Below are 24,077 nucleotides of genomic sequence, written 5' to 3'. Positions count from 1 at the left end.
GCCTATAACTTAACCAAGCCAGAAAAGCCCATAAAGGCCAGCGACATCAAGCCAGCAGTGATCATGGCAATTGAGGCACCTTTAAAAGGTAGCGGCACATCCGCAGCGGCAAGTCGTTCACGCATGGCAGCGAATAATACTAACACTAAGGAAAAGCCAACCGCAGCGCCAAAGCCGTAAATCAAAGACTCCAGAAAACTGTGTTGTTCGTTGACATTCAATAAAGCAACTCCGAGAACGGCACAGTTAGTCGTGATAAGCGGAAGGAAAATGCCTAAAAGTCGATATAGCATAGGGCTAGTTTTATGGATCACCATTTCGGTTAATTGCACCATAACCGCTATCACCAAAATAAAGGATAGGGTTTGCAAATACTCCATCCCCAATGGCGCTAGAATATAAGTGTTGACGATATAACTTAAAGCAGAAGCCAAGGTTAGGACAAAGGTGGTCGCTACCGACATACCAATGGCGGTTTCTAATTTGCCAGAAACGCCCATAAAAGGGCAAAGGCCTAAAAATTTCACTAATACGAAATTATTGACCAAAACTGTGCCAATAAAGAGTAAAAGGTAATCGCCCATGGAGCTCCAAAGCCTTGTTTTAAAAGGATTTTCGTTTAAAGAGAGTTAATCTTGCTGCTTGCGCATATTATGCTTGATTGGGCTTGGTGAAACAACACCTTGCCGAAAAATCAAAAATCTTAGGCAAAGATTAAATGAGTTGGGATATCAACTGATTCTTGTTACTATTCAATTCACTTAATAGGTATTTATAGCGTTGTTAGATTATCAATGACCACACTTAACCCACCCTATGGTGGTGAATTAGTCAACTTAGTTGATTCTCAGCAGACAGACTTTTTGCGCGAAAAAGCGAATGATTTATTATCGATAGATTTAAACTTGCGCCAAGAGTGTGATTTAGAGTTGTTGCTTAATGGTGCTTTTTCTCCACTGCAAGGCTTTATGAATCATAAGCAATACCAAAGCGTTCTAGAGCATGGAACTTTAACCGATGGTTTGTTATGGCCTATCCCTATAACCTTAGACATTCCTCAAAAGCTGGCTGATCAGATACAACTAGAGGATGAAGTAGCGCTTCGCGACAGAGAAGGTTTATTAGTCGCAATATTAACGGTTGAAGATAAATGGCTGGCGGATAAGGCATTAGAAGCTAGGCAAGTCTACGTTACCACAGACGACACTCATCCAGGGGTGGATTACTTATTTAACCAAGCTGGAAAAGTCTATTTAGGAGGGAAGCTAGTTGGGATCGAGCTTCCTAATCATTACGATTACCAAGCGCTACGCGATACGCCATTCGAACTAAGACAAAAATTTCATAGGTTGGGTTGGAATAAAGTCGTGGCTTTTCAAACTCGTAATCCTATTCATAAAGCCCATCAAGAGCTGACTTTTCGAGCAGCCAAAGATAACCAAGCTAATCTACTAATTCAGCCTGTAGTGGGTATGACTAAGTCGGGCGATATCGATCATTTTTCACGCGTCCGGTGTTACGAAAAAGTTTTACCATACTTCCCTGAGCAAACGACATGCTTAAGCTTGTTACCCTTAGCGATGCGCATGGCGGGACCAAAAGAAGCTCTTTTACACGCGATTATTCGAAAAAATTATGGCTGTAGCCATATTATTATAGGTCGCGATCATGCTGGGCCTGGAAATGATAGTAATGGCAAACCTTTTTATGGAGCTTATGAAGCCCAAGATCTTATGCTGCAGTACCAAAGCACTCTGGGAATTCAAATGGTACCATTTAAGGAAATGGCCTATGTGCAAGAAAAAGCACAGTTTATGCCTATTGATGAAATCAGTTCGAATATGACGGTTCTGGATATTTCTGGAACCGAATTAAGACGGCGACTTAAAGAAGGGTTGGCCATTCCTGATTGGTTTTCTTTTCCCGAAGTGATTGAAGAGCTTCGTAAAAATAGACCGTCTAAAGATAAGCAAGGCTTTACCGTGTTTTTTACAGGACTCTCTGGCTCTGGTAAGTCGACCATTGCCAATGCCCTTATGATTAAACTGCTTGAATTAGGTGAGCGACCAGTAACCTTACTCGATGGGGATATAGTTCGTAAGAATTTATCTAGCGAATTGGGCTTCTCAAAAGAGCATAGAAATTTAAATATTGAGCGAATTGGTTTCGTCGCTTCTGAAATTACCAAGAATGGTGGTATTGCAATTTGTGCACCGATAGCGCCTTATAAAATTACTCGGCGTAAAGTTAAACAGATGATTTCACCACTCGGTGGTTTTATCGAAGTTTACGTTTCGACTTCGTTAGAGGTTTGCGAAGCACGTGATCGTAAAGGCTTGTATGCAAAAGCTCGTAAGGGTTTAATCAAAGAATTTACTGGAATTGATGACCCCTACGAGTTACCAGTATCACCAGATCTTAATATCGATACTCAGGAAGTCTCTGCCGATCTGGCCGCTCAGCAAATTATTTTAAAATTGGAACAATTAGGATATATCAAGTGAAAGCTATCTTGTCAGGGTTAATAGCCTTATCAGTTTTTAGCTTTGGTGTCATCGCCAAAGAAAAACCAGCTCCCAGTATCATTGATTACAAGAGCATGCATCATCCGGTGGTGGCTGAAAAAGGTATGGTGGTGTCGCAGCACTACATTGCCAGTCGTGTTGGTCGCGATATTTTAGCTAAGGGTGGTAACGCCGTAGATGCAGCTGTAGCGACAGGTTTGGCTTTGGCGGTGGTGTTGCCGCGTGCCGGAAATCTTGGCGGCGGCGGTTTTATGCTGGTGTATCTTAAAGCGGAAGATAAGGTAGTAGCGATCGATTACCGCGAAATGGCACCTTTAAAAGCTCACCGCGATTTATTTTTAGATGCCGATGGCAATGTGGATAATAAAAAAGCCCGTTTTAGTCATTTGTCTGCAGGGGTTCCTGGAACCGTTGCTGGCTTGGATCTAGCTTTAAAAAAATACGGTACTATGAAGTGGTCGGAATTGATTCAGCCAGCGATTGATTTAGCTGAGCAAGGCTTTATTGTGACTTGGGATTTGGCTAATAACTTAGAGCGTCGTCGTACGCGTCTACAATTGGCCGCTACTCGAAAAGCATTTTATAAAAAAGATGGTAGCAGCTATCAAGCAGGTGAAACTTTAAAACAAGTGGATTTAGCTTGGTCTTTAAAGCAGTTACAAAAAGAGGGTAAAAAAGCTTTTTATCAAGGCGCTATTGCTAAAAAAATTGTCGCCGACATGAAAGCCAATGGCGGAATTATTAGTCTGCAAGATTTAGCCAATTACCAACCGATTGAGCGTCAGCCTGTGACTGGAACTTACCGTGACTTTGAAGTGGTCACTATGCCGCCTTCAAGTTCGGGCGGGATTCATTTAATTCAGATGCTCAATATTTTAGAGCAGTTTCCGGTTCAAGAGTTTGGTGTCAATACCGCTAAAAGCATTCATCTGCTGGTAGAAGCGATGAAGTTAGCTTATGCCGATCGCAGCAAACATCTTGGCGATACGGATTTTTATGATGTACCAATGGATTGGTTGATAAGCAAAGACTACGCCAAGCATTTAGCGAAAAAAGTAAACCTTGAAAAAACCACGGCATCCGAAGAAATCGCACCTGGGATCGCGCCACGCTATGAAAGCCCTGACACCACCCATTTTTCGGTAGTGGATCAATGGGGTAATGCCGTTGCCAATACCTATACCCTTAACTTTTCCTACGGCTCCGGAATTGTTGTCGAAGGCACCGGAATTTTATTGAACAATGAGATGGATGATTTTTCTGCCAAACCTGGCACGCCCAATGGTTATGGTTTGATTGGCGGTGAAGCGAATGCCATTGAAGCAAAAAAACGTCCATTAAGCTCCATGACGCCAACTATGTTATTTAAAGATGGTCAGTTAAAGCTGGTTACTGGCAGCCCTGGTGGTAGTCGCATTATTACTACGGTGTTGCAAATGGTTGTTAATTTGGTTGATCACGGTATGAATGTTGCTGAGGCGACTCATACCGCGCGTATTCATCATCAATGGCTGCCGGATAGATTGTTTGTTGAACCTGCAATTAATGCCGATAGCTTGGAGCTTCTAAAGCAAAAAGGCCACAAGCTGTATCCTTCAAGCACTATGGGCTCGACCCAATCGATACAAGTGGGTGATTACATTTACGGCTCGGCAGATCCGCGTCGTCCAAATGCTGAAGCCGCTGGTTATTAAGTTTCTTATGAAAGGGGAGTTAGCACTAGGTTATCAAGCTAGTGCTGCTAGTTTTTAGTTTAGTCGTTTGGCTAGTCTTTATCCGCAGTCGCTTCATTGACTTTCGGATCGATTCTTGAATGGCTATCTACTGGCGTTGCCATAACGGCTTCGGTATCCATTGGTTGTTTTTCTTTACGGCCATTTTCGCTTTGCGCTTTAAAGCGTCTGATACCAAACCAAATAACAATACCAGCCGCGAAGAGTATAGCCCAATAAAGCGCAATGGTCTTAATATCGGCCATAAAAGTGGCTTGATTGCCATCGAACAATTCCACCATGGAACTTAGGATCAAAGGCGAATAGGTAGTGGCATATTCGCTAGGGTGGGTAGGGGTTAAAGCGCCAGCAAAAATAACCGAAGCAAATAACCATTTAATCAAGAAGTGCCAATTTCGAATGGCATACCAAAGAATCCCGACCATTAAAAAAGTAAGAGCGGCATATACCAGCCAGGTCAAACCATAGTTTTTAAACGTATGGATAATTTCAGGAACCTGTTCGATAACTTCTAAGCTTTCTTCGGCAGGAGTTTGTATTGTTGTCACAGCTGTCATAGTTTTTGGTTTCTCTCGTTATTTTACCCGCATACCTGCTTGAGCACCCTCATCAGGATTCAAGATCCATAAGTCACTTCCGCCAGGCCCAGCAGCCAAGACCATACCTTCTGATAGGCCAAATTTCATTTTGCGTGGCGCTAAATTAGCCACCATCACAGTCAGTTTTCCCTCTAAATCTTCTGGGTTATAAGCAGATTTAATACCGGCAAACACTTGCTTTAAAACTCCTTCGCCTAAGTCGAGCTGAAGTTTCAATAGTTTATCGGCACCTTCTACATGCTCAGCTTTAGCAATTTTAGCGATACGCAAATCAATTTTATCAAAATCACCAAACTGGATTTCGTCTTTTATCGGATCGGATAATGCTTTTGTCGATTCTTTATCAGCTTCAGCCGCTAAATCTTCTTTTGACGCTTCGATGACTTTCTCGATAGTTTTCATCTCAATTCGCTGTAGCATTGGCTTGAATTTATTGATTTTATAATTGGTTAAGACATTCTGCGCATTTGACCAATCCATGCTGGACAGGTTAAGAAATTGTTGCGTTTTTTCTGCCAAGGCAGGTAATACTGGCGTTAGATAAGTCACTAATACTTTGAACATATTGATCCCCAAGCTGCAAACCTCATGGGCTTCCTGCTTGGTTTGATCGTCTTTAACCAGCTTCCAAGGTTCTTTTTCAGCAATGTAGGCATTGGCCTTATCAGCTAGCGCCATGATCTGTTTAATGGCTTTGCCAAACTCACGAGCTTCGTATAACTCTGCTATAGAGTCAGAGGCTTCCATGAACTCATTAAGTAACGTCGGCTCGGCTATAATGGTGCTTAGTTTGCCATCGAATTGCTTGGTAATGAATCCAGCACAACGACTTGCGATATTAACCAGTTTGCCAACCAAATCTGAATTGACTCGCTGCGCAAAGTCTTCAAGGTTTAAATCGAAATCATCAATTTTGCTCGATAATTTTGCTGCATAGTAATAGCGTAAATATTCAGGATTAAGATGCTCCAAATAGGTTTTGGCTTTAATAAAAGTACCTTTGGATTTCGACATTTTCTGACCATTAACCGTCACAAAGCCGTGCGCCCAAACTGCGCTTGGCGTGCGATAGCCAGCACCCTTGAGCACCGATGGCCAAAAGAGGGTGTGGAAATAAATAATATCTTTACCGATAAAGTGATACACCTCAGCATTAGAATCCTTATTCCAATAATCCTCGAAGTTCAAGCCGTCGGTTCTATCGCATAGGTTTTTAAAGCTGGCCATATAGCCGATAGGGGCATCCAACCAAACGTAGAAATATTTACCTTCCTCGTTCGGGATTTCCCAACCAAAATAAGGTGCATCGCGCGAAATATCCCATTGGCGCAAATCGTCCAGCCACTCATTCATTTTGTTTTGCACTTCCGGCTGGACATGATTATCGCTTGATAGCCAATCTCGTAAAAAGCCTTCAAAGCCTTTTAAATCGAAGAAAAAGTGTTGCGATTCTTTTAGCACTGGGGTTGCGCCAGAAACTGCCGATCTAGGATTTTTTAGATCGGTCGGGTTGTAAGTGGCGCCACAGTTATCGCAATTATCGCCGTATTGATCTTCTGAGCCGCATTTAGGGCAAGTACCTATGACAAAGCGATCCGGTAAAAACATATTCTTTTCGGGATCAAATAACTGATTGATGGTTTTTGAGCTAATATGCCCGTTTTCTTTTAGCTTGAGATAAATACCTTGGGTTAGCTCTTTTGACTCAGCACTATGGGTTGAGTGAAAATTATCGAAACCAATCAAGGCTCCAGCAAAATCGCGCTCATGATTGGCTTTTTGTTCAGCGATAAAATTTTCTGGAGTTTTGCCTTCTTTTTGCGCTCTAAGCATCACAGGAGTGCCATGGGTATCATCAGCACAGACGTAATAGCAGTCGTGGCCGCGAGATTTTTGGAAGCGCACCCAAATATCGGTTTGTATATACTCCAATAAATGGCCAATGTGAATATCGCCATTGGCATAGGGCAGGGCGCTGGTCACCAGTATTTTTCGCTTTGCAGAATCGGTCATATTATAAATTTCGACGGGCGTTTGTAAGCGCCATAAAGTTTTATCATTGAATAGGCGCAAATATACTGGTTTTCAGCGATTTTTTCATTAAATAATTACCGAAAAGCCCTGATTCGACTTGGTTTTGAAAGGCAAAAGACTTAGACTTTGTGCCACTAACCACTATTTGATAAAGCAGGGTTAACCCTTGTCTGTCGAAACTTTAAAACAAGCACTGCTGAATTACCTCGAGCCTCAATGGGACTTTGCGCCCATTAACGAGGCGGCGATTAAAGCTATTGCGATTGGTGGTGCTAATAACGATATCGCTAGCATCAAACTTAAGCTGGGTTTTCCTATTGATTCAGTTAAAGCACAATTTGTAGAAAGGTTAGAGCAGTATTTGTTGTCATGGGATAGTCAATATAGCTACCAACTAGCGGTCGACTGGAAAGTGGATGCACATGCTCATCCGGCAAAAGTCCAGGCCATGCCCAAAGTTCGCAACATTATTGCTATCGCCTCTGGTAAAGGCGGCGTGGGTAAATCCACCACCAGCGTCAATTTAGCCTTGGCCTTGCAAAATTTAGGGGCCAAGGTTGGTATTTTGGACGCAGATATTTACGGCCCTAGTATGCCAATTATGCTGGGCGCTACCGATAAGCACCCAGAGTCGAGTGATAAAAAGACCATTTATCCGGTTGCAGCGCACGGCCTACAGTCCATGTCGATTGGCTATTTGGTTAAGCCTGAGCAAGCCATGGTCTGGCGTGGTCCGATGGCATCTGGCGCCTTGCAGCAGCTGGTTAATGATACTCAATGGGATGACTTGGATTATTTGGTTATTGATCTGCCGCCAGGCACTGGCGATATCCAATTGACTATGGCGCAAAAAATTCCAGTGACAGCCGCCTTAGTGGTAACCACGCCACAGGACATTGCGCTAGCCGATGCCAGAAAAGCCGTTAGCATGTTTAATAAAGTTTCGGTGCCTGTGTTGGGCGTGGTTGAAAATATGGCGATCCATACTTGTAGCAATTGCGGTCATCAAGAGCATATTTTTGGTGCGGGTGGTGGTGATAAATTAGCCCAAGAAATTGGCGTAGGGCTGTTAGGTAGCTTGCCGCTAGCTTTGTCCATTCGAGAAGATACGGATAATGGTCAGCCGAGCTTGGTAAAAGATTCAGAAAGTGAAATATCAAATAAATACAAAGAGATAGCGCTGAAACTTGCAGCAAAACTTTCATTGCAAGCAAAAGAGTTTAGAGCGGATTTTCCAACCATTACGATAGAAAATTCTTAAAGTAATTTTTGAGAATGAGCTAATAAATAAACTTGTCATTGCGAGCCATTTTGATAAAAATGGCGTGGCAATCTTTTAATGAGATTACTTTGTCGTTATCACTTCTGGTAATGACGGCATATTATAAGAGATAAAAAACTATGAGTATAAAGTCCGATAAATGGATCCGTAGAATGGCGGAAAACGAAGGCATGATCGAGCCGTTTGAACCGGGTCAAGTGCGTCATCAAAACGATCAACGTATCGTTTCTTACGGCACCTCGAGTTATGGCTATGACGTCCGCTGCTCGAATGAGTTTAAGATTTTTACCAATGTTCATTCCAGCGTGGTCGATCCGAAGCAGTTTGATGAGCAAAGTTTTGTAGACGTCGAGTCTGACGTTTGTATTATCCCGCCAAACTCTTTTGCTTTAGCTCGGACGGTTGAATATTTCCGTATTCCGCGTTCAGTGTTAACCGTGTGTCTTGGCAAATCTACTTATGCGCGTTGTGGAATTATCGTCAATGTCACGCCACTAGAGCCGGAATGGGAAGGGCACGTTACGCTGGAGTTTTCTAATACCACACCATTGCCCGCGAAGATCTACGCCAACGAAGGCGTAGCACAAATGCTATTCTTCGAATCGGACGAGATCTGCGAAACCTCTTACGGTGATCGTGGTGGTAAATACCAAGGTCAGACGGGCGTAACGCTACCTAAGACCTAGCCTGAAGTAAGAGTGCGCTATAATGTTGAAGTCGAATATACACTTTAAAGATGCTGATCTTGGAAAAATAGATTACCTGTTAGATTATTGGCGTTTTGATATAACCGATGAGGATGGCGAAATTATTGGCTTTGCTTTAAATGGCGGTCGTCGCCAACCAAATCTAGACTCCCTTCAAGATGCCAAGAAGGTAATAAATTCTTTATCGGAATTCAAACAAGCAGCACTGAGCTTTTGTAATAGACAAGGTGAAGTTCAAGATTTTTGCAAAGGTTTGGGTGAGTTAGTGTTGGATGAGGTTTTTATGCAAAACGAAACGGGTAGCTTCGATTTCGATTTTGGATTAACCGAATGGGAAGACGCCAGTGTTATTGTGCACTTTGTTAATGATCGTCCTGATGGTTTTACGTTAGGCGATTAATCGCGGGTATAAACCTCTAAAATTGGGAATTTACTTTTACCAAAATTGAGGGCAAAGGTTTGCACCTCTTTACCTTCGAAGCGCAGACTTTTGCTGTATGGTGAGTAGCGTTTGCCGTTTGCAAAAAGTGCCATCACTTGATCATTATCAAAAATTCGATGACCTGAAGAAGTGTTTTTCAAAGTTAAAGTTACCCAACGCTCGCCTTCTTCATTACTGAGCAGCACATAATTAACAATCGTAAAGTCGCTCGGTTCGGGGCGAATATTATCATTATTGGCAAAGTTAAAATCTTGCGGGTTAGCGATGGCGCGTTCAACGGTTAAGCCTTTAGGAGCTTTTGTAGGCTGGTTTTCGGCATAAAGGGGGCTTATTGATAGAGTAGCAATAATAATGCAACTGATACTGCCAAGTTTGTTTAATAATATCATGCTAACTCCTTGTTTTAATTGTTAAATGTTGGCGCTTTCTGACCATTTAGTGGCCACTAACCTTGCTTCTTCTTCGCCTTTTTTGATGCGCTGAATTTGCACTGGTAGGAAATTTTTTTCCAGCGCTAACCAAAAGTTGGTTTGGCGTTTGCCACCTTTTTCATCCAGTTGGATTTTGGCGGTTTTTATTTTGCCCATGGCAAGATCCAGAGTTTCTTCGCCGACTACTTTAAAGTTTTGAGTGCGAATAGAACCGCGATAACTAATGGTGATAGGCTCAAGCGGACTTTGGCTGAGCAATTGTCGTCTGATCATTAAAAGCTGAGTCAGTTGATCGAGCGCGCCATCGGGCAGTTCAATATCCCATTTGTCCTTTTTGTAGGAGCCCGTTTCGTGCTGGTTGGCCCAGTCAAATTGTTGAATAAGGCTAGAGTCTTTAAAGGAGCTGTCAGCGATACGTCGGTATTGAACGGGAAAAATCTGATCATCAATTACTTCGAAGCGACTGGTTTCTTGGCGTTCATCTTTGAGCAGGTAATAACGGATTTGGGATTGCATGGCAATTTGCCATTGACCGTTACTTAACTGCTCAAGTTGGCGGCTGGCAGTACCCAGCTTATCGCCATCGGCAATCACGTCGTATTCGATACTGTAGGGCTGTAAGGCATCCCGCACATAACGATCTTCGGCAATCAATTTGGGGATCCCAAAGAGTAAAATAAGTAGCCCAAGCTGTACCCAGACTAAGCGTTTATAAAATTTTGCCATCGAGTATTGCTCTTGCTGTCCCGTCTTTTTGTCTAAATTCGAGCTTGTCTGCACAGAACCAAGAGACCACTTGTGGGTAGAGCTGATGTTCTTGCTGTTGGATTTTTTCCACCAAACTTTGTTCAGTGTCGTGAGCTTCAACATATATCCGCCTTTGCGCGATGATGGGCCCGCCGTCTAACTCTGCGGTAACAAAGTGGACGCTGGTGCCGTGTTCTTTATCGCCATTCTCAAGCACTTGCCGGTGGGTGTGTAACCCCTTGTATTTTGGCAAGAGAGAAGGGTGTATGTTGATTATTTTGCCCAAGTAATGCTGAACCAAGTCTGAACTTAAAATGCGCATAAAGCCGGCTAAGATCAGTAGATCGGGTTGATATTGATCAATAGTTTCAATCAGTTGAGCTTCAAAGCTCGATTTTTGATTAAATTGATGGTGATCGACACAAAGCGCGTCAATTCCAGCTTTTTCTGCCCGTACCAGACCGTAAGCATCGGGCTTATTCGAGATTACTGCCTTGATCTTTCCAGAAAAAGTCTCGCCATGAAAAAGCCCTTGTGATTGTGCGTCGATAAGGGCTTGAAGGTTGGAGCCATTGCCGGAAATTAACACGACAATGGACTTTTGCGAATGTATGGTCATTTTGTAAAGGTTAAGCTCTGGCGAGTTACTTATGACTAGCAAAGGGTCAGTGCTTAAAGCACCACTTGCTCTTCATCGCCTTCGCGGTTAGCAATGGTGCCGACGCGATAGACGGTTTCGCCAAGGGCTTCCAATAGATCTTGCGCTGCTTGGGCATTTTCTTCAGCAACCACCAAAATCATGCCAATACCGCAGTTGAAGGTGCGATACATTTCCAGTCGATCCACATTGCCTTGCTCTTGTAACCATTGGAACACTTTCGGCATTTGCCAAGCGTTGGTATCGACGATGGCTTTGCTGGTAGCGGGCATCACTCGTGGTAAGTTTTCCTGCAAACCGCCGCCGGTGATATGCGAAATGGCTTTAACCTCAACTTCTTTAAATAGGCGCAGTAGTGGCTTAACGTAAATTCGCGTCGGCTCTAACAAGGTTTCGCCAAGGGTTTTGCCATTTTCAAACTCGCGGTTAACGTCTTCGCCAGATACTTCCAAGATTTTCCGGATCAACGAGTAACCGTTAGAATGAGGACCGCTTGAAGCTAGCCCTAATAATACGTCACCCGATTTCACACCTTTACCATCAATAATTTTTTTCTTATCGACAATGCCGACGCAAAAGCCAGCTAAATCGTAATCGTCACCTTCGTACATCCCTGGCATTTCTGCAGTTTCACCGCCAATCAAGGCACAGCCTGATTGCAAACAACCTTCGCCAATACCCGTAACCACATCCGCAGCTACGTCAACGTCAAGCTTGCCAGTTGCATAGTAATCCAAGAAGAATAAAGGCTCAGCACCTTGAACGATCAAGTCATTAACGCACATGGCAACTAAATCAATACCGACGGTGTCATGCTTGTTCATGTTCAGCGCCAGTCGTAGCTTGGTGCCGACACCATCAGTTCCGGCAACTAAAGCCGGTTCTTCGTAGCCAGTAGGAAGATCAAATAGTGCGCCAAAACCACCAATGTTGCCCATGACTTCTGGGCGGTAAGTCTTCTTGGTGATGTTTTTGATGCGGTCAACTAGGGCATTACCAGCATCAATGTCCACGCCAGCGTCTTTATAACTCAAGGATTGTTTGTCGCTCATCGAAATTCCTAATAGTTTCAATAAAATGGATAAAAGCAATTTTGCGCGCCAATTTTACTAGAAGTTGAGCGGTAGGTCGATAATAGCCAGTAAATAGCTTGGTAAATTGTCCCAATTAACGGCAAATAGAGCTGAAACGGCCCATAAAAAAGAGCGCTAAAAGCGCTCTTGATGTTTTGCTAATCGCTAGAAGCTTTATTAGCCTGCTGGTTGAATAGGAATAATTTTTAATTCCACACGGCGATTACGCGCTCGACCCGACTCAGTGTCGTTTGAAGCGATAGGATAAGCTTCGCCAAGACCAACACTTCTAAGACGTTGTGGCGCTACCTGTTGCCCGCGTAAATAACCCGCAACACTGTCAGCACGTTTTTCAGATAATTGCTGATTATAAGCGTCAGAGCCAGTTGAGTCAGTAAAGCCAGCGACTTCTAAGTCAGTGTCTTTATACTTATAAAGCACTTTTGCTACCGAGTTTAAGACGGGATAAAAGTTGCCTTGAATGTCATAACGGTTTGTTTCGAAGGTAATATCGCCTGGCATAATCAGGTTAATTCGGTCACCATCGCGTTGTACGCCAACGCCAGTACCGGCAAGCTCTTCGCGTAATTCTTTTTCTTGGTGATCCATATAAGCACCAATACCAGCGCCAATAGCACCACAACCTAAGGCTGCATTACGAGCGCTACGGCTGTTGCGAGTAGAACCAATAATGCCACAAACCACAGCGCCAATACCGCCATACTTGACAGCTTTGCTGGTTTTTTCTTCGCCAGTGTAGGGATCTAGGGTAGTACAGCCGGATGCGAAAGCTGCTACGATGGTCAGTCCTGCGGTTAATACAAGCGGTTTTGTTGATTTGAAATTTAGCATGATAATGTCTCTTCTTTTCGGTTTAATTTTATTGGAAGCAATTATAAGTTAAGGAATCTGAATAGTATCTGAACTGGTTCACTATTATTTTGCCAGTCAGAAAGCTAAGGTTTTTGCGCTGAAGACTGAAGAATCAAAGTTCAAGCCTAGCGTCTTGCGTAAAAGCTGATAAAATGAGGCAAAGCTTTGTGCATCCCAAGCTTTAATTAATCATTCATCACTAACGCATTGAATATTATAACAATAGGGCAACCCAAATAGGTCAAAATTATGAACACAGCTTCCACTAAGACACTGGCGTGGTTACTTTCAAAGCTGAGCTTACTCATGCTCGTGAGCTGTTTGTTGCTGCCAGTTGCGAAAGCCGAGGTGATGCCCGATCTCTATACCTCCAGTTGGCCCGTTAGCGATCAGTCCGAATCGGCTCGCAACCGCGCTTTATCCAATGCTTTTGCTCAAGTGTTAGTGCGCGCCAGCGGTCATGAGAAGGTTCTAAACGCTTCGGCAATTAAAGCTTCCTTGCGCGATGCCGCTTCTTATATGCGTCTTTATTCTTATCAAAAACTCAATTTTGAAGAACAAAAGATTTATCGTAAGCCTTTATTACTGAAAGTCAGTTTTGATCCTAGTGCGGTAACTCGGTTATTGAAAAACTCTGGACAACCAGTTTGGAACAATAATCGACCTGCTGGTACTTATTGGATTGCGGTTGATAATAATGGAGCGCGTAAAATAGCCGCTGATGGGCAAGACGGTGCTGCTATTGCCGCGCGTAAAGAAGCTAACAGTCGTGGCCTGCCGATCATTTTGCCGCTGATGGATTTAGAAGATAAATCCGCTATTTCAGCTGCGGATGTTTGGGGTAAGTTTCAAGAGCCGGTTAACAAGGCATCGAAACGCTATGGCGCCGATTATGTGGTGATGGGTAGCGTGAGCCAAGCAGCCAGTGGCTGGCAAGGCAGTTGGGTGGCTGACTTGGGTAGCGATACCATGCGCTTTACCACTAGCGGTGCTTCTAGCCAACAAGCGGTGGCTAAGATGGTTAATCGCGTTGCCGATCGGTTAGCCACTAAGTTGGCGGTGGTTCTGTCTAATCAAACTCAAACTAACTATCTATTGCTGCAAGGGATCGATAGCATGCAAGCCTACGCTAAGGCGCAAAGTATTTTGAGTAATCTTAGTATGGTTTCAAGCGTTAATGCGATAGAAGTTAAACGTGGTGATGTGTTGTTTCAGCTGGAATTACAATCGGCTACCCAATACCTAGTCGATGCGCTTGAGGTTAGTGGTAATTTGCGTCGTTCCAGTGGCGATCTGAGTGATTTTAGCTCTAACGCGCCTTCGGCGCTTATCTACAGCTGGCGTAATTAAAGCACTGGTGATGATAGTATGGATGGGTGTCGATAGATGAGTTTAAGCCTTCTTCCTAATGCAATAACCATTTTAAGGGTATTTTTGATTGTTCCTTTTATTTGGTATTTGCAAGCAGGGCAGTATCAACCGGCGTTGATTATTTTTCTGATTGCAGGCGTTTCCGATGGATTAGACGGCTTGTTAGCAAAGCGTTTTAAATGGCAAAGTCGTTTTGGCTCGATTACCGATCCGCTCGCCGATAAACTACTATTGTTTGCCGCCTTGCTATTGCTAGCGATGAAAGGACAAATTTCGTGGAATCTTTTTTGGGTAGCGACGATCCGAGATATTGTGATTGTGGCTGGTGCTACTTGGTATCACTTTAAAGTTGGTCGTTATGAAATGCAGCCATCGCTAATCTCGAAGTGGAACACCGCGTTACTAATTTTGTTAGTATTATTGGTACTAATTAGTCTTTCTTGGTACCCAATTTCTGCGATGATCTTAGTGGGTTTAGAGTGGCTTTTGATCAGCACCTGTATCATCAGTGGACTTCACTACATATATTTGGGTTGTGTTGCCTATCGGCAACACAAACTGGATGCCAATAAAACCGCAAGCCCTTAACGCTAGTGGGTAAATAGTTAAAGTCTCAATGCAGCAAATCCCCTTTCAATACGAATTAAAAGTTGATGCGACCTTTGATAATTTCATTCAAGGGCAGAATCGGTTGCTGATTGAACAGCTCAAAGGGATCGCTCAGGGCGATGCCGAGTTTATTTACTTTCACGGCGAAACGGGTACAGGTAAAACTCACTTATTGCAAGCGTTAGCACACCTAGCTTCTGAGCCAGTCGCTTCGGCTGAAACCATTTCAGAGCGAGCAGAGTTTAACGTGGTTTATATTCCGCTAGAAGCGGATTTTTTATCGCATCAAGTATTGGCCGATTTGGATTATTTTGATTGTGTTTGCGTGGATAATCTGGGAGCTATCATTCGGCAGCCCAACAGCCTTGAATGGCAACAAGCGCTGTTTAATTTATACAACCGGCTAAAAGAAGCGGGCAAATCTTTGGTCATTAGCGCAGAGTTTCCGCCAGCAAGTCTAACCTTAGAGCTGGCAGATTTGAAATCGCGTTTAAGCGCCATGCTGATCCACGCAATTAAACCGCTCAGTGACGAAGAAAAGCTAGAGTTTGTGATGAGTAAAGCCCATCAAGCAGGTATGGAGCTTAATCAAGATGCCGCCCAATACCTTATTAGTCGTCAGCAAAGGGACCTAGCAAACTTAAATCATCTATTGGATAAACTGGATAGAGCTTCTTTGCAGGCACAACGCAAACTGACGAAGCCTTTTATTCGCAAGGCGCTGGCCAAAGACTAGCGCCCTCAAAAAGTCGTAATTCGCAGCTTTTGGCTAATCATTTTGCGCTTACGCTTTTTCTTCGAATAGAAAGGCAAGACTACTCTTAGCATGACGCAAGTGAGGAATTACAATCGAGCCGCCAACCAGCATCGCGACGCCCATAGCTTCATCGAGCTCATCTTGCTGCCAACCCAGTGTAACGGATTGTTCGAGGTGATAATCGATACAATCATTGCAACGCAAAACCATCGAGCAGACTAAGCCTAACAACTCTTTAGTTTTTTTATCCAGTGCGCCATCACCATAAGCGGTTTTATCCAGTCCAAAAAAACGTTTAACCAGTAGACTATTGGTGTCTAAAGCAGCTTCATTACCAGCTTGGCGTTGCTGCCGAAATTCTTCAAAAGGATGCATAATAACACTCCAAAATAAGCGATTATCTGGGTAGTCAATTGTTGATATAGACCATAAAAATAGCAGTGTAATGGCAACTGCTAACAAAGCCAATCGGTATTTGCGTGACTAGTTTAGTTCGCTTTTCTGATAAGCGGTTTCTAGCAAAGTTTCGGTTGTTTGCCAGCTAATACAAGCATCAGTGATGGAAACCCCATAGTCGAGTTTATCTTTTGACGCCGATATGGGCTGATTGCCTTCTTTTAGGTGACTTTCTAACATAACGCCAATGATCGATTGGTTGCCAGCTTGTTTTTGTTGCAAAATATCATGAAAAACCGTTGGCTGATTTCGGTAATCCTTATTCGAGTTACCGTGACTACAGTCCACAATAAATTTCGGGTTGACTTGAAGTGATTGCAGTTTTTGCTCTAACTCGTCGATATCTTCTTTTTGATAATTGGGTTTTTTGCCGCCACGCAAAATAATGTGGGCATCAGGATTACCTTTGGTTCTGATCAGCGCTACTTGGCCTTGACTATCGATCCCCATAAAACTGTGTGCTGACTTGGCGGCTATTAAAGCATTGGTGGCAACGTCTAAAGAACCATCGGTACCATTTTTGAAACCGACTGGCATTGATAAACCGGAAGCCATTTCACGGTGGGTCTGTGATTCGGTGGTACGAGCGCCAATGGCCGCCCAGCTAATAAGATCGGATAAGTATTGTGGCGAAATTGGATCTAATGCTTCAGTTGCGGCAGGTAAGCCCAGCTCGGCCAACCAAGCCAAGAAGGCGCGAGCACGCCTTAAGCCAGATTTGACATTGAAACTACCATTAAGCTCTGGATCATTAATAAAACCTTTCCAGCCAATATGAGTGCGCGGTTTTTCAAAATAAACTCGCATCAAAATCAAAAATTTATCTTGGTAGCGATCCGCTAAAGTTTTGAGCTTCTTGGCGTATTCTTTGGCCGAATCAATGTCATGTATCGAGCAGGGACCGCAAATGATCATTAGCCTTTGATCCTGCCCTTGTAGTATGTCGCTGATGGCTTGCCGAGTGCCTGCGACCAGTTCACTGGCTTTGTCAGTTAAGGGGATATCGAGTTTAAGATCCTCTGGCGAGGTTAAAATATCGATTTTTTCAATGTTTAAATTGTTAGTTTTTATGGTCATAGCACATCCTTATCAAGGCATCCAAGTAATAAAACAATTAAGTCGCATTATGCTCAATATCGCTAAGCGTCTTTGCATCAAGGTGGGTTGCTAAAATATCGTGTTGCGGATAACAACCCAGAACTTTAATCTGGTGAGCCGTGCGCTCCAATTCATATAACATTTTTTCAATATCCATATCTTCAGTATTACCTTCAAAATCGATATAAAACATTTCTTGCCAAGGTTTACTGGAAATAGGTCTGGATTCGATTTTGGTCATGTTTATTTGATGGTTTTTTAAGATCAGTAAACAATCGGCTAAAGAACCCGCTTGTTGTTTGGTGGTTAACACAATACTGGTTTTAGCGGGTATTTTTGCTGGAACCTGGATCTCCTTTCTACTTACCAGTAAAAAGCGCGTGTAATTTTCCTGGTAATTGTTAATTCCTGCTTGCAGAATGCTCAAGCCCGACTCAACCGCCGCTTCCTCACTGGCGATAGCCGCAATGCTCGGGTTTTGGTATTCGTCCACTAACTTAATGGCGGCGCTGGTGCTGGAGCGAAAGTGGCTGGTGATTTTAGAGTGTTCATCTAGAAAGCTTTTGCACTGGCTAATTGCTTGTGGGTGTGAATATACGTCAGTAATTTGATCCAAAGACGCGCTCGCGATCCCAATCAAGCAATGCTTAACTTTGAGCTTTTCTTCGCCAACAATCTTTACGTCGTATTCGAGCAATAGGTCATGGATATCAGTGATATTACCGGAGTTAGTATTTTCAATCGGTACCAAAGCATGATTGCATTTATCAGTTTTTAAACTGTCAAAAATCTGCTTAAAATTTTTGAAATAGCGTGGCTTATAGTCGCTGCTCTTGGTGGCGAAATGATTTTTTGCAGCAATCGCACTGTAGGAAGTATCGCTGCCTAGTAAAGCTAAGGTTATAGGCTGTTCAGCGCTGTGCTCTTGGGAAAGAAAGTAGTCGTATTGAGTGCGTATTGAGTCTTCAATGATATTATGAAACAAGCTCAAAGTGGTTGCAGAGTCCAAACCCAGTTTATCAGCATTGGATAGCAGTTGACTTAGCAGTTTTTTTTCCTGTGCTTGGTCACGAATATTGAGTTGCTTTTGGTACTTAGTTTGTGCCACCTGCTTACTGAGCTGGCGTCTTTTGGCAAACACCTGCAATAGCTCTTTATCGAGCTGATTTATGGCGGTGCGAAGTGTTTTTAATTCATCGTTACTCATAAGATTGCCAACCTTTTAGCTTTAGCGTGTGCAAAAAAAAACCTCCTAAATGGAGGTTTTTGATCCAAAAAGCCTCCTACTCAAGTCTGAGCATAAAAGAAGCTAAATGGATATAAATTCAATGTTTTCATGGTTTGATTGTTTATCGTTCGATCTTGTTTGTCAAGAGTCATATTAATTATTTTGTCCGCACAACCAATGTGGTATAAATAGGGTATTAGTAAAGTAGATATTAAAATACAGATGAATAACCCCAGCAAAAATAAATCTGCTGAAGCTCGCGAGCAAGCAGAAGTCAAGCCTGAGCATTCGCTATCGCGTGAAGCGTTGCTAGATTTGCTTGGTGCAGGCTCCTTTGTTTGGAACGAGTGGCGTCATAAAAATCCCAAGGCCAAGATTGTGTTGGATGGTGAAGATTTACGTGGTATGGATTTATCGGACGTAGATCTGTCTGAGGTAAGTTTGGTCAAAGCCAATTTGGCTTATTCGGATCTAAAAAATGCTATTTTGATCGCGACCAACTTAAGTCAAGCCAACTTGTGTTATTGCAACCTTAACAATGCCAAGTTGATAGCGGCTAATTTATATCAGACCAACTTAAGTCATGCTAATGTGTTGCATGCTAATTTTCTGACCGCCATGTGTCACCAAGCGGATTTTTCTAATGTGGATTTCAAAGATCAAGACTTGCGAGGGCAGAACCTAAAGGGTGCTAATTTGTCAGGCGCGGATTTGCGCCAGCAAAATTTAGAGGGAATTGATTTACGCCAAGCTAAGTTGATTGGTGCGAATCTTGACGGTGTTAATCTAATTGATGCCAATATGGAAGGAGCTAATCTTTCTGATGTGGACTTATCCAGTTGTCAATTAACAGGTGCATCCATGCATCATGCAATCTTGAACAACTGTAATTTATCGCGTTTGGACTTGAGCGACTTTAACTTTTCCGGCAGCAGTTTGCGCGGTGCAGATTTGCGGGAATCTAATTTATCTAAAGCCAATTTAGATGGGGTTGATTTAAGTTCGGCAAAATTGTGGCAGATCCAAAGTAAAGGTTGGTCTATTCGTGGTTTAAGTTGTACCCATGCTAGTTGGGATCAGCGCGGGCGAGAATATACTCATTACACTAAGAATCAGTTTGAAAAGTTATTTGCCGACAAGATCAGTTTTCAGCTTTATTACCAACGCCTCTTGTCTTACCAAGATCTAGCAACGTTACCCTTCTTAATTGAGCATTTAGAAGCGAGTTTTTGGGGTTGTAAATTACGGATCCGTGAAGTGCGTAATGAACCCGGCGATACACAAGTAGTATTGGTGGTCGAGGATACAGGTGGCTTAAATCCATCCATGTTGGAAGCGAGCTTGCAGCAAGAAGCGGATAAGTTGCAATCGATTCAAATCAGCTTACAGTCTGAGCGTAAATTACAGTCAGAAATTCGTGAGTCGATGCAAGAGATTAAGGATCGGTATTGGCCCAAATTACTAGAGCTTTCTGAGCAAGACAGTGATGCAAAAATGCGTCGCATGGCAGTTTTGTTCACCGATTTAAAAGGTTTTTCAAATTGGGATAAACAAGAAAGAACTGAACGCCTCTCTTTGTTCCGAGGTTTGCTAAAACCGGTGATGAAACAATGGCAAGCAAGTTATCCGAATATGGAAGGTGATTCCTTAAGAGCGACTTTTTCTACCATTTCGCAGGCGCTGCAATGTGCTGCCATGATGCAAAAAGTCCTTACAGGAGCTGGTTTTGTCGTGCGTATTGGCTTGGATGTAGGCGACGTTAAAATTACTCACAATGAAATTACTGAACAGCTCGATATCGAAGGTGATGCGCTAAATTTTGCAGCTCGTTTGGAGAGCATGGCAGCACCAGGCGAAGTTTTGGTGTCAGAAAATGTGCGCCATTATGCTTTGCAAGCTGACGCGCCATTCTTATTTAAAGAGCAACGACTTGCTTTGAAAAAGTCGGTTGGAGAGCGCCAAGCCGGCGATATGGTAGTTTGCTTTATTGCGCAACCTTTAGCAGATTTAAAATAATGCAAATTAGAAGTTTTCTGGTCATTAGTTTGGCCATTATCTGCGGCGGCTTTGCTATGTCTGCAAAGGCTGCTTTACCAACAACGGATATCGCAATTTTTGATTTAAAGACGTTATTTTCTAAAGATGAGAAGGCTCAAGCTTTTCATTTAACCTATAGAAATGGCTATGACAATCAACCTAAGTTTTCTAATGATGGTCAAACCATTTATTTTACGCGAGGCATTAAAGAGCAACGTGGAAAGTCGCAAACTGACGTTATGGCTTATAGCTTTGAATCGAAACAATTAAGTAATATCAGCAATTCAATAGACTCTAGCGAATATTCTCCTACGCCTTACCGAAGTGGATATTTAACTATCATTGGTGTCGCTGATGCTAATGGCAAACAGTATCTTAATAAGATGAATATTAGCCGTGGTTCACAAACTACTATTACAAAAGATATAGAGCCCGTTGGCTATCATGCTTGGCTTAATGACATTGAAGCTGCCGTTTTTGTGTTGGGTGATGTTATGACCTTGCAAATGTTGAAGACCAATACTAATGATAAGCCGCTAGTGTTAGCAGAGAACATTGGTCGCTGCCTACAGCGAATTTCAGAAAACAAAGTGAGCTATACGGTAGAAGAGGAGACTACTCATCGTATTTATTGGCTGGATGAAAATCACGATAGCCATGACACTGGTATCGTATTACCACAAGGCGTCCAAGACTATGTTTGGCTGAATGACAAAGAGGTGGTTTTTGGCGACAACTCCAAGTTATATCGATTGAGTGCCGATGAAAAAAGACTCATAACCGATTTATCTTATCTTGGTATTAAAAGCATCAGTCGACTTGCTTTTGATAGTAATTTTAATCGGTTGGCTGTGGTGTATGAACGTTAGTAAACTATGTTCTTTTTAATAATAGCGGCCACTATTGGGTTGATATAGAGAAAGTCAGTTGATTAATTTAGACGATAGTTTGTTTATAGCTAAGGGTGAGCATAGAGCTTGCTACCGGCATCCTGATAAAAACAATTTATGTATAAAAGTCAGTTTTGATTCCAAATCGCCGGAGCACAAACGCGAGTTGGGTTACTATAAACTCTTATCAAAGCGTAATATCGGTTGGGATTATTTGACTCGCTTTCACGGAATGGAGCAAACCAATATCGGCTTGGGGCATCTATTCGATTTAGTTATGGACAACAATAATCAGCCGTCTAAAACCTTAGAGTATTATTTAAAGCAGGGCGTGCCAGTTGGAGCTAGCCAAGCTTTGCTTCGCCTTAAGTCCTATCTACTAAAATATTCAATTGTTACTAAAGAATTAAACCCAAAAAATATTGTTTGTGTTAACAATGGCGGCAATATTGAGAAAGCGATTATCGTCGATGATATTGGTAATACCGAATTCTTACCTATCAGTAGCTACTCCAGCTATTTTGGGAGGCGTAAAATTCACCGAAAGTGGCGGCGGTTTGAAGAGCACCTAAAACAAAAAGGTTTGGCTCTTAAGTAAGGTTATTGGTGGGATGACCCGTGCCGGAAGACATAAAAAAGCCCAGAGCTTATTAATAGTGCTGGGCTTTTGCAAAGGCGATATCCTGCGGTTAAACCGCAGGATGACAATGGGGCTTAGCTTTAAACCTTAGGCCTTAGGCCCCGCTGCAATGAGTGCTTGCGCTGCTTCGTTATCGGCAAAACGATTGAAGTTATCAACAAACATACCAGCAAGCTTTTTAGCTTTGGCATCCCACTGCGCTTTATCTTCATAAGTATCTTGCGGATCTAGGATATTAGTATCAACGCCCGTTAACTCGGTAGGGATGGCTAAGTTAAAGTAAGGCAATTGAGTGAAGTTTGATTGCTCGATTGAACCATCCATAATCGCATCAATAATGCCGCGAGTGTCTTGGATAGAAATACGTTTGCCAGTACCGTTCCAACCAGTGTTTACTAAGTAAACTTCAGCGTTGTTTTCTTTAATGCGCTTTTCCAAAACTTCAGCGTACTGGGTTGGGTGTAGGCTCAAGAAAGCTTCACCAAAACAGGACGAGAAGGTAGGTGTTGGTTCGGTTACGCCTCGCTCTGTGCCGGCTAGTTTGGCAGTGAATCCGGACAGGAAGTAATATTGAGTTTGCTCTGGTGTTAATTTGGCTACCGGTGGTAAAACCCCGAAAGCATCAGCAGTTAAGAACACCACTTTTTTGGCATGACCAGCTTTTGACACTGGCTTAACGATATTATCAATATGATAAATCGGGTAAGACACACGGGTGTTTTCGGTTTTGCTGTTATCGTCGTAATCGATTTTGCCATAAGCATCAACCGTTACGTTTTCCAATAAGGCATCGCGACGAATGGCATTATAAATATCAGGTTCAGCTTCTTTGCTTAATTTGATGGTTTTTGCATAACAGCCACCTTCAAAGTTAAACACGCCGTTGTCATCCCAACCGTGTTCGTCATCACCAATCAAAGCGCGTTTCGGATCGGTTGAAAGGGTTGTTTTACCAGTTCCGGATAAGCCGAAGAAAATAGCTGTATCACCATCCTTGCCCACATTGGCCGAGCAGTGCATAGAAGCAATGCCGCGAAGTGGTAATAGGTAGTTCATCATCGAGAACATACCTTTTTTCATTTCGCCGCCATACCAGGTCCCGCCAATTAACTGAATTTTTTCGGTTAAGTTGAAGGCTACAAAGTTTTCAGAATTTAAGCCGTGCTTTTCATAATCAGGATTGGTGGTTTTAGAACCGTTCATTACCACGAAATCTGGCTCGAAACCTTCTAGTTCAGCATCAGTGGGGCGGATAAACATGTTTTTCACGAAGTGCGCTTGCCATGCCACTTGAGTAATAAAGCGTACTTTTAAGCGAGTGTCTTCGTTTGCGCCACAAAAAGCATCAACCACAAACAAACGGCTCTCAGAAAGTTGCTTGGTAACTAATGCTTTTAAATCACTCCATACTTCAGGAGAAATGGCTTTGTTATCATTCACGCCATTTTTTGACCACCAGACCGTATCGCGTGTCACATCATCCATCACGATGTATTTATCTTTTGGAGAACGGCCAGTGAAAATACCAGTGTCAACTGATACCGCACCTGACTCAGTCACAACGCCTCGTTCATAACCTTGGTTATCAGTGCGAGTTTCTTCTTCAAATAGTAACTCGTAAGACGGGTTGTAAACGATTTCTGCAACGTTTGAAATACCATATTGGGCAAGATCAAGCTGGTTTAGATCAAGTGACATTCTCCACTCCTGAATGTTCTGTCAAAATTTGAGTATTATCAGTTGCTACAGGCAAATTATGCGCAAACAAGCGAGCAAACCGCTAATAAATAATACTTATAAAATTGCGCGGTATTATCGCAGAAAAAATAAGCAGGTGCGAGTCCAAACAAGAATTATTTGCAATAGAAAACAGAAAGTAAGACCAGT

General features: G+C 42.8%; 23 protein-coding genes. 11 read left to right on the top strand and 12 right to left on the bottom strand.

The features are described from left to right. Positions 1-2: 2 nt before the first annotated feature. A complete protein-coding gene (gene rsxA / locus NFS34_RS11100; RefSeq protein WP_251360120.1) occupies positions 3-584 on the bottom strand; it encodes an electron transport complex subunit RsxA in 582 nt (193 codons plus the stop codon). Positions 585-794: 210 nt separating this feature from the next. On the opposite strand from rsxA, the gene NFS34_RS11095 reads away from it, so the two are divergent. Together NFS34_RS11095 and ggt are read left to right on the top strand one after the other, a co-directional pair. Next, positions 795-2,504, top strand: coding sequence for a bifunctional sulfate adenylyltransferase/adenylylsulfate kinase (locus tag NFS34_RS11095; RefSeq protein ID WP_251360118.1), 1,710 nt, complete (start codon positions 795-797; stop codon positions 2,502-2,504). After that, the gene (ggt, locus tag NFS34_RS11090; protein WP_251360116.1) at positions 2,501-4,219 is read left to right on the top strand and encodes a gamma-glutamyltransferase; all 1,719 of its coding nucleotides are present in this window, start codon (positions 2,501-2,503) and stop codon (positions 4,217-4,219) included. Before NFS34_RS11095 ends, ggt begins: the two co-directional genes overlap by 4 nt. A 71-nt stretch (positions 4,220-4,290) precedes the next feature. Here ggt and NFS34_RS11085 read toward each other — a convergent pair whose 3' ends face one another. Together NFS34_RS11085 and metG are read right to left on the bottom strand one after the other, a co-directional pair. Next, entirely contained in the window at positions 4,291-4,815 is a 525-nt protein-coding gene (locus NFS34_RS11085) for a hypothetical protein (protein ID WP_251360115.1), read from the bottom strand. Positions 4,816-4,833: 18 nt separating this feature from the next. Further along, positions 4,834-6,870 carry a methionine--tRNA ligase gene (gene metG / locus NFS34_RS11080; RefSeq protein ID WP_376707985.1) on the bottom strand — a complete coding sequence of 679 codons (2,037 nt, stop codon included), beginning with the start codon at positions 6,868-6,870 and terminating at the stop codon, positions 4,834-4,836. A 187-nt stretch (positions 6,871-7,057) separates the two neighbouring features. Between metG and apbC the strand changes: the two genes are divergently transcribed. From apbC to NFS34_RS11065, 3 genes are all read left to right on the top strand, one after another. Then, positions 7,058-8,152 (top strand): iron-sulfur cluster carrier protein ApbC, encoded by a 1,095-nt coding sequence (gene apbC / locus NFS34_RS11075; RefSeq protein ID WP_251360112.1) that lies wholly within the window; start codon positions 7,058-7,060, stop codon positions 8,150-8,152. A 140-nt stretch (positions 8,153-8,292) separates the two neighbouring features. Beyond that, positions 8,293-8,859, top strand: coding sequence for a dCTP deaminase (gene dcd / locus NFS34_RS11070; protein ID WP_251360111.1), 567 nt, complete (start codon positions 8,293-8,295; stop codon positions 8,857-8,859). Positions 8,860-8,881: 22 nt separating this feature from the next. Further along, a complete protein-coding gene (locus tag NFS34_RS11065) occupies positions 8,882-9,280 on the top strand; it encodes a hypothetical protein (RefSeq protein ID WP_251360110.1) in 399 nt (132 codons plus the stop codon). Here NFS34_RS11065 and NFS34_RS11060 read toward each other — a convergent pair. The 5 genes from NFS34_RS11060 to NFS34_RS11040 all read right to left on the bottom strand — a co-directional run bounded on the left by NFS34_RS11060 (position 9,277) and on the right by NFS34_RS11040 (position 13,083). Then, a complete protein-coding gene (locus tag NFS34_RS11060) occupies positions 9,277-9,711 on the bottom strand; it encodes a hypothetical protein (protein ID WP_251360108.1) in 435 nt (144 codons plus the stop codon). The two genes, NFS34_RS11065 and NFS34_RS11060, sit on opposite strands and share 4 nt — an antisense overlap. Positions 9,712-9,732: 21 nt before the next feature. After that, positions 9,733-10,479: a DUF3108 domain-containing protein gene (locus tag NFS34_RS11055; protein ID WP_251360106.1), complete on the bottom strand. Its 747-nt coding sequence runs from the start codon at positions 10,477-10,479 to the stop codon at positions 9,733-9,735. After that, on the bottom strand, positions 10,463-11,119 hold the full coding sequence (purN, locus tag NFS34_RS11050) for a phosphoribosylglycinamide formyltransferase (protein WP_376707984.1): 657 nt from the start codon (positions 11,117-11,119) through the stop codon (positions 10,463-10,465). The genes NFS34_RS11055 and purN overlap by 17 nt, the downstream gene beginning before the upstream one ends. 53 nt (positions 11,120-11,172) lie before the next feature. Further along, positions 11,173-12,210 carry a phosphoribosylformylglycinamidine cyclo-ligase gene (gene purM, locus NFS34_RS11045; protein ID WP_251360103.1) on the bottom strand — a complete coding sequence of 346 codons (1,038 nt, stop codon included), beginning with the start codon at positions 12,208-12,210 and terminating at the stop codon, positions 11,173-11,175. 198 nt (positions 12,211-12,408) lie between these two features. After that, complete coding sequence (locus NFS34_RS11040; RefSeq protein WP_251360101.1) at positions 12,409-13,083, bottom strand: OmpA family protein; 675 nt, start codon at positions 13,081-13,083, stop codon at positions 12,409-12,411. 270 nt (positions 13,084-13,353) lie between these two features. On the opposite strand from NFS34_RS11040, the gene NFS34_RS11035 reads away from it, so the two are divergent. Genes NFS34_RS11035 through hda form a run of 3 tightly spaced genes read left to right on the top strand, consistent with a single transcriptional unit; the run spans position 13,354 to position 15,820 of the window. Further along, positions 13,354-14,454: a DUF2066 domain-containing protein gene (locus NFS34_RS11035; protein ID WP_251360099.1), complete on the top strand. Its 1,101-nt coding sequence runs from the start codon at positions 13,354-13,356 to the stop codon at positions 14,452-14,454. 36 nt (positions 14,455-14,490) lie between these two features. Beyond that, positions 14,491-15,063 (top strand): CDP-alcohol phosphatidyltransferase family protein, encoded by a 573-nt coding sequence (locus NFS34_RS11030; protein ID WP_251360098.1) that lies wholly within the window; start codon positions 14,491-14,493, stop codon positions 15,061-15,063. Between the two features lie 28 nt (positions 15,064-15,091). Then, complete coding sequence (gene hda / locus NFS34_RS11025; protein ID WP_251360097.1) at positions 15,092-15,820, top strand: DnaA regulatory inactivator Hda; 729 nt, start codon at positions 15,092-15,094, stop codon at positions 15,818-15,820. 48 nt (positions 15,821-15,868) lie between these two features. Here hda and NFS34_RS11020 read toward each other — a convergent pair whose 3' ends face one another. The 3 genes from NFS34_RS11020 to pheA form a co-directional block, all read right to left on the bottom strand. Then, positions 15,869-16,219, bottom strand: coding sequence for a carboxymuconolactone decarboxylase family protein (locus NFS34_RS11020; protein ID WP_376707983.1), 351 nt, complete (start codon positions 16,217-16,219; stop codon positions 15,869-15,871). Between the two features lie 105 nt (positions 16,220-16,324). Beyond that, a complete protein-coding gene (locus NFS34_RS11015) occupies positions 16,325-17,374 on the bottom strand; it encodes a 3-deoxy-7-phosphoheptulonate synthase (RefSeq protein ID WP_251360093.1) in 1,050 nt (349 codons plus the stop codon). A gap of 37 nt (positions 17,375-17,411) precedes the next feature. Continuing rightward, the gene (gene pheA / locus NFS34_RS11010; RefSeq protein WP_251360091.1) at positions 17,412-18,602 is read right to left on the bottom strand and encodes a prephenate dehydratase; all 1,191 of its coding nucleotides are present in this window, start codon (positions 18,600-18,602) and stop codon (positions 17,412-17,414) included. 243 nt (positions 18,603-18,845) lie between these two features. On the opposite strand from pheA, the gene NFS34_RS11005 reads away from it, so the two are divergent. Genes NFS34_RS11005 through NFS34_RS10995 form a run of 3 tightly spaced genes read left to right on the top strand, consistent with a single transcriptional unit; the run spans position 18,846 to position 22,148 of the window. Next, positions 18,846-20,639, top strand: a complete 1,794-nt coding sequence (locus tag NFS34_RS11005; RefSeq protein ID WP_251360089.1) for a pentapeptide repeat-containing protein — start codon at positions 18,846-18,848, stop codon at positions 20,637-20,639. Continuing rightward, positions 20,639-21,529, top strand: coding sequence for a hypothetical protein (locus tag NFS34_RS11000; RefSeq protein WP_251360088.1), 891 nt, complete (start codon positions 20,639-20,641; stop codon positions 21,527-21,529). The genes NFS34_RS11005 and NFS34_RS11000 overlap by 1 nt, the downstream gene beginning before the upstream one ends. A gap of 58 nt (positions 21,530-21,587) precedes the next feature. Beyond that, positions 21,588-22,148 carry a YrbL family protein gene (locus tag NFS34_RS10995; RefSeq protein ID WP_251360087.1) on the top strand — a complete coding sequence of 187 codons (561 nt, stop codon included), beginning with the start codon at positions 21,588-21,590 and terminating at the stop codon, positions 22,146-22,148. 129 nt (positions 22,149-22,277) lie between these two features. Here NFS34_RS10995 and pckA read toward each other — a convergent pair whose 3' ends face one another. After that, entirely contained in the window at positions 22,278-23,888 is a 1,611-nt protein-coding gene (pckA, locus tag NFS34_RS10990; RefSeq protein ID WP_251360086.1) for a phosphoenolpyruvate carboxykinase (ATP), read from the bottom strand. Positions 23,889-24,077: the final 189 nt, after the last annotated feature.

This window comes from Kangiella sp. TOML190 (genome assembly GCF_023706045.1).
Classification (GTDB): Bacteria; Pseudomonadota; Gammaproteobacteria; order Enterobacterales; family Kangiellaceae; genus Kangiella.
The sequence above is the reverse complement of the archived record's forward strand: the minus strand, read 5'-3'. Positions and strand labels throughout refer to the sequence as shown.

Coding starts and splice junctions, on each gene's coding strand:
- rsxA (WP_251360120.1), bottom strand. CDS start 584: ATGGGCGATTACCTTTTACTCTTTATTGGCACAGTTTTGGTCAATAAT.
- NFS34_RS11095 (WP_251360118.1), top strand. CDS start 795: ATGACCACACTTAACCCACCCTATGGTGGTGAATTAGTCAACTTAGTT.
- NFS34_RS11085 (WP_251360115.1), bottom strand. CDS start 4,815: ATGACAGCTGTGACAACAATACAAACTCCTGCCGAAGAAAGCTTAGAA.
- metG (WP_376707985.1), bottom strand. CDS start 6,870: ATGACCGATTCTGCAAAGCGAAAAATACTGGTGACCAGCGCCCTGCCC.
- dcd (WP_251360111.1), top strand. CDS start 8,293: ATGAGTATAAAGTCCGATAAATGGATCCGTAGAATGGCGGAAAACGAA.
- NFS34_RS11065 (WP_251360110.1), top strand. CDS start 8,882: ATGTTGAAGTCGAATATACACTTTAAAGATGCTGATCTTGGAAAAATA.
- NFS34_RS11060 (WP_251360108.1), bottom strand. CDS start 9,711: ATGATATTATTAAACAAACTTGGCAGTATCAGTTGCATTATTATTGCT.
- NFS34_RS11055 (WP_251360106.1), bottom strand. CDS start 10,479: ATGGCAAAATTTTATAAACGCTTAGTCTGGGTACAGCTTGGGCTACTT.
- purN (WP_376707984.1), bottom strand. CDS start 11,119: ATGACCATACATTCGCAAAAGTCCATTGTCGTGTTAATTTCCGGCAAT.
- purM (WP_251360103.1), bottom strand. CDS start 12,210: ATGAGCGACAAACAATCCTTGAGTTATAAAGACGCTGGCGTGGACATT.
- NFS34_RS11040 (WP_251360101.1), bottom strand. CDS start 13,083: ATGCTAAATTTCAAATCAACAAAACCGCTTGTATTAACCGCAGGACTG.
- NFS34_RS11035 (WP_251360099.1), top strand. CDS start 13,354: ATGAACACAGCTTCCACTAAGACACTGGCGTGGTTACTTTCAAAGCTG.
- NFS34_RS11030 (WP_251360098.1), top strand. CDS start 14,491: ATGAGTTTAAGCCTTCTTCCTAATGCAATAACCATTTTAAGGGTATTT.
- hda (WP_251360097.1), top strand. CDS start 15,092: ATGCAGCAAATCCCCTTTCAATACGAATTAAAAGTTGATGCGACCTTT.
- NFS34_RS11015 (WP_251360093.1), bottom strand. CDS start 17,374: ATGACCATAAAAACTAACAATTTAAACATTGAAAAAATCGATATTTTA.
- pheA (WP_251360091.1), bottom strand. CDS start 18,602: ATGAGTAACGATGAATTAAAAACACTTCGCACCGCCATAAATCAGCTC.
- NFS34_RS11005 (WP_251360089.1), top strand. CDS start 18,846: ATGAATAACCCCAGCAAAAATAAATCTGCTGAAGCTCGCGAGCAAGCA.
- NFS34_RS11000 (WP_251360088.1), top strand. CDS start 20,639: ATGCAAATTAGAAGTTTTCTGGTCATTAGTTTGGCCATTATCTGCGGC.
- pckA (WP_251360086.1), bottom strand. CDS start 23,888: ATGTCACTTGATCTAAACCAGCTTGATCTTGCCCAATATGGTATTTCA.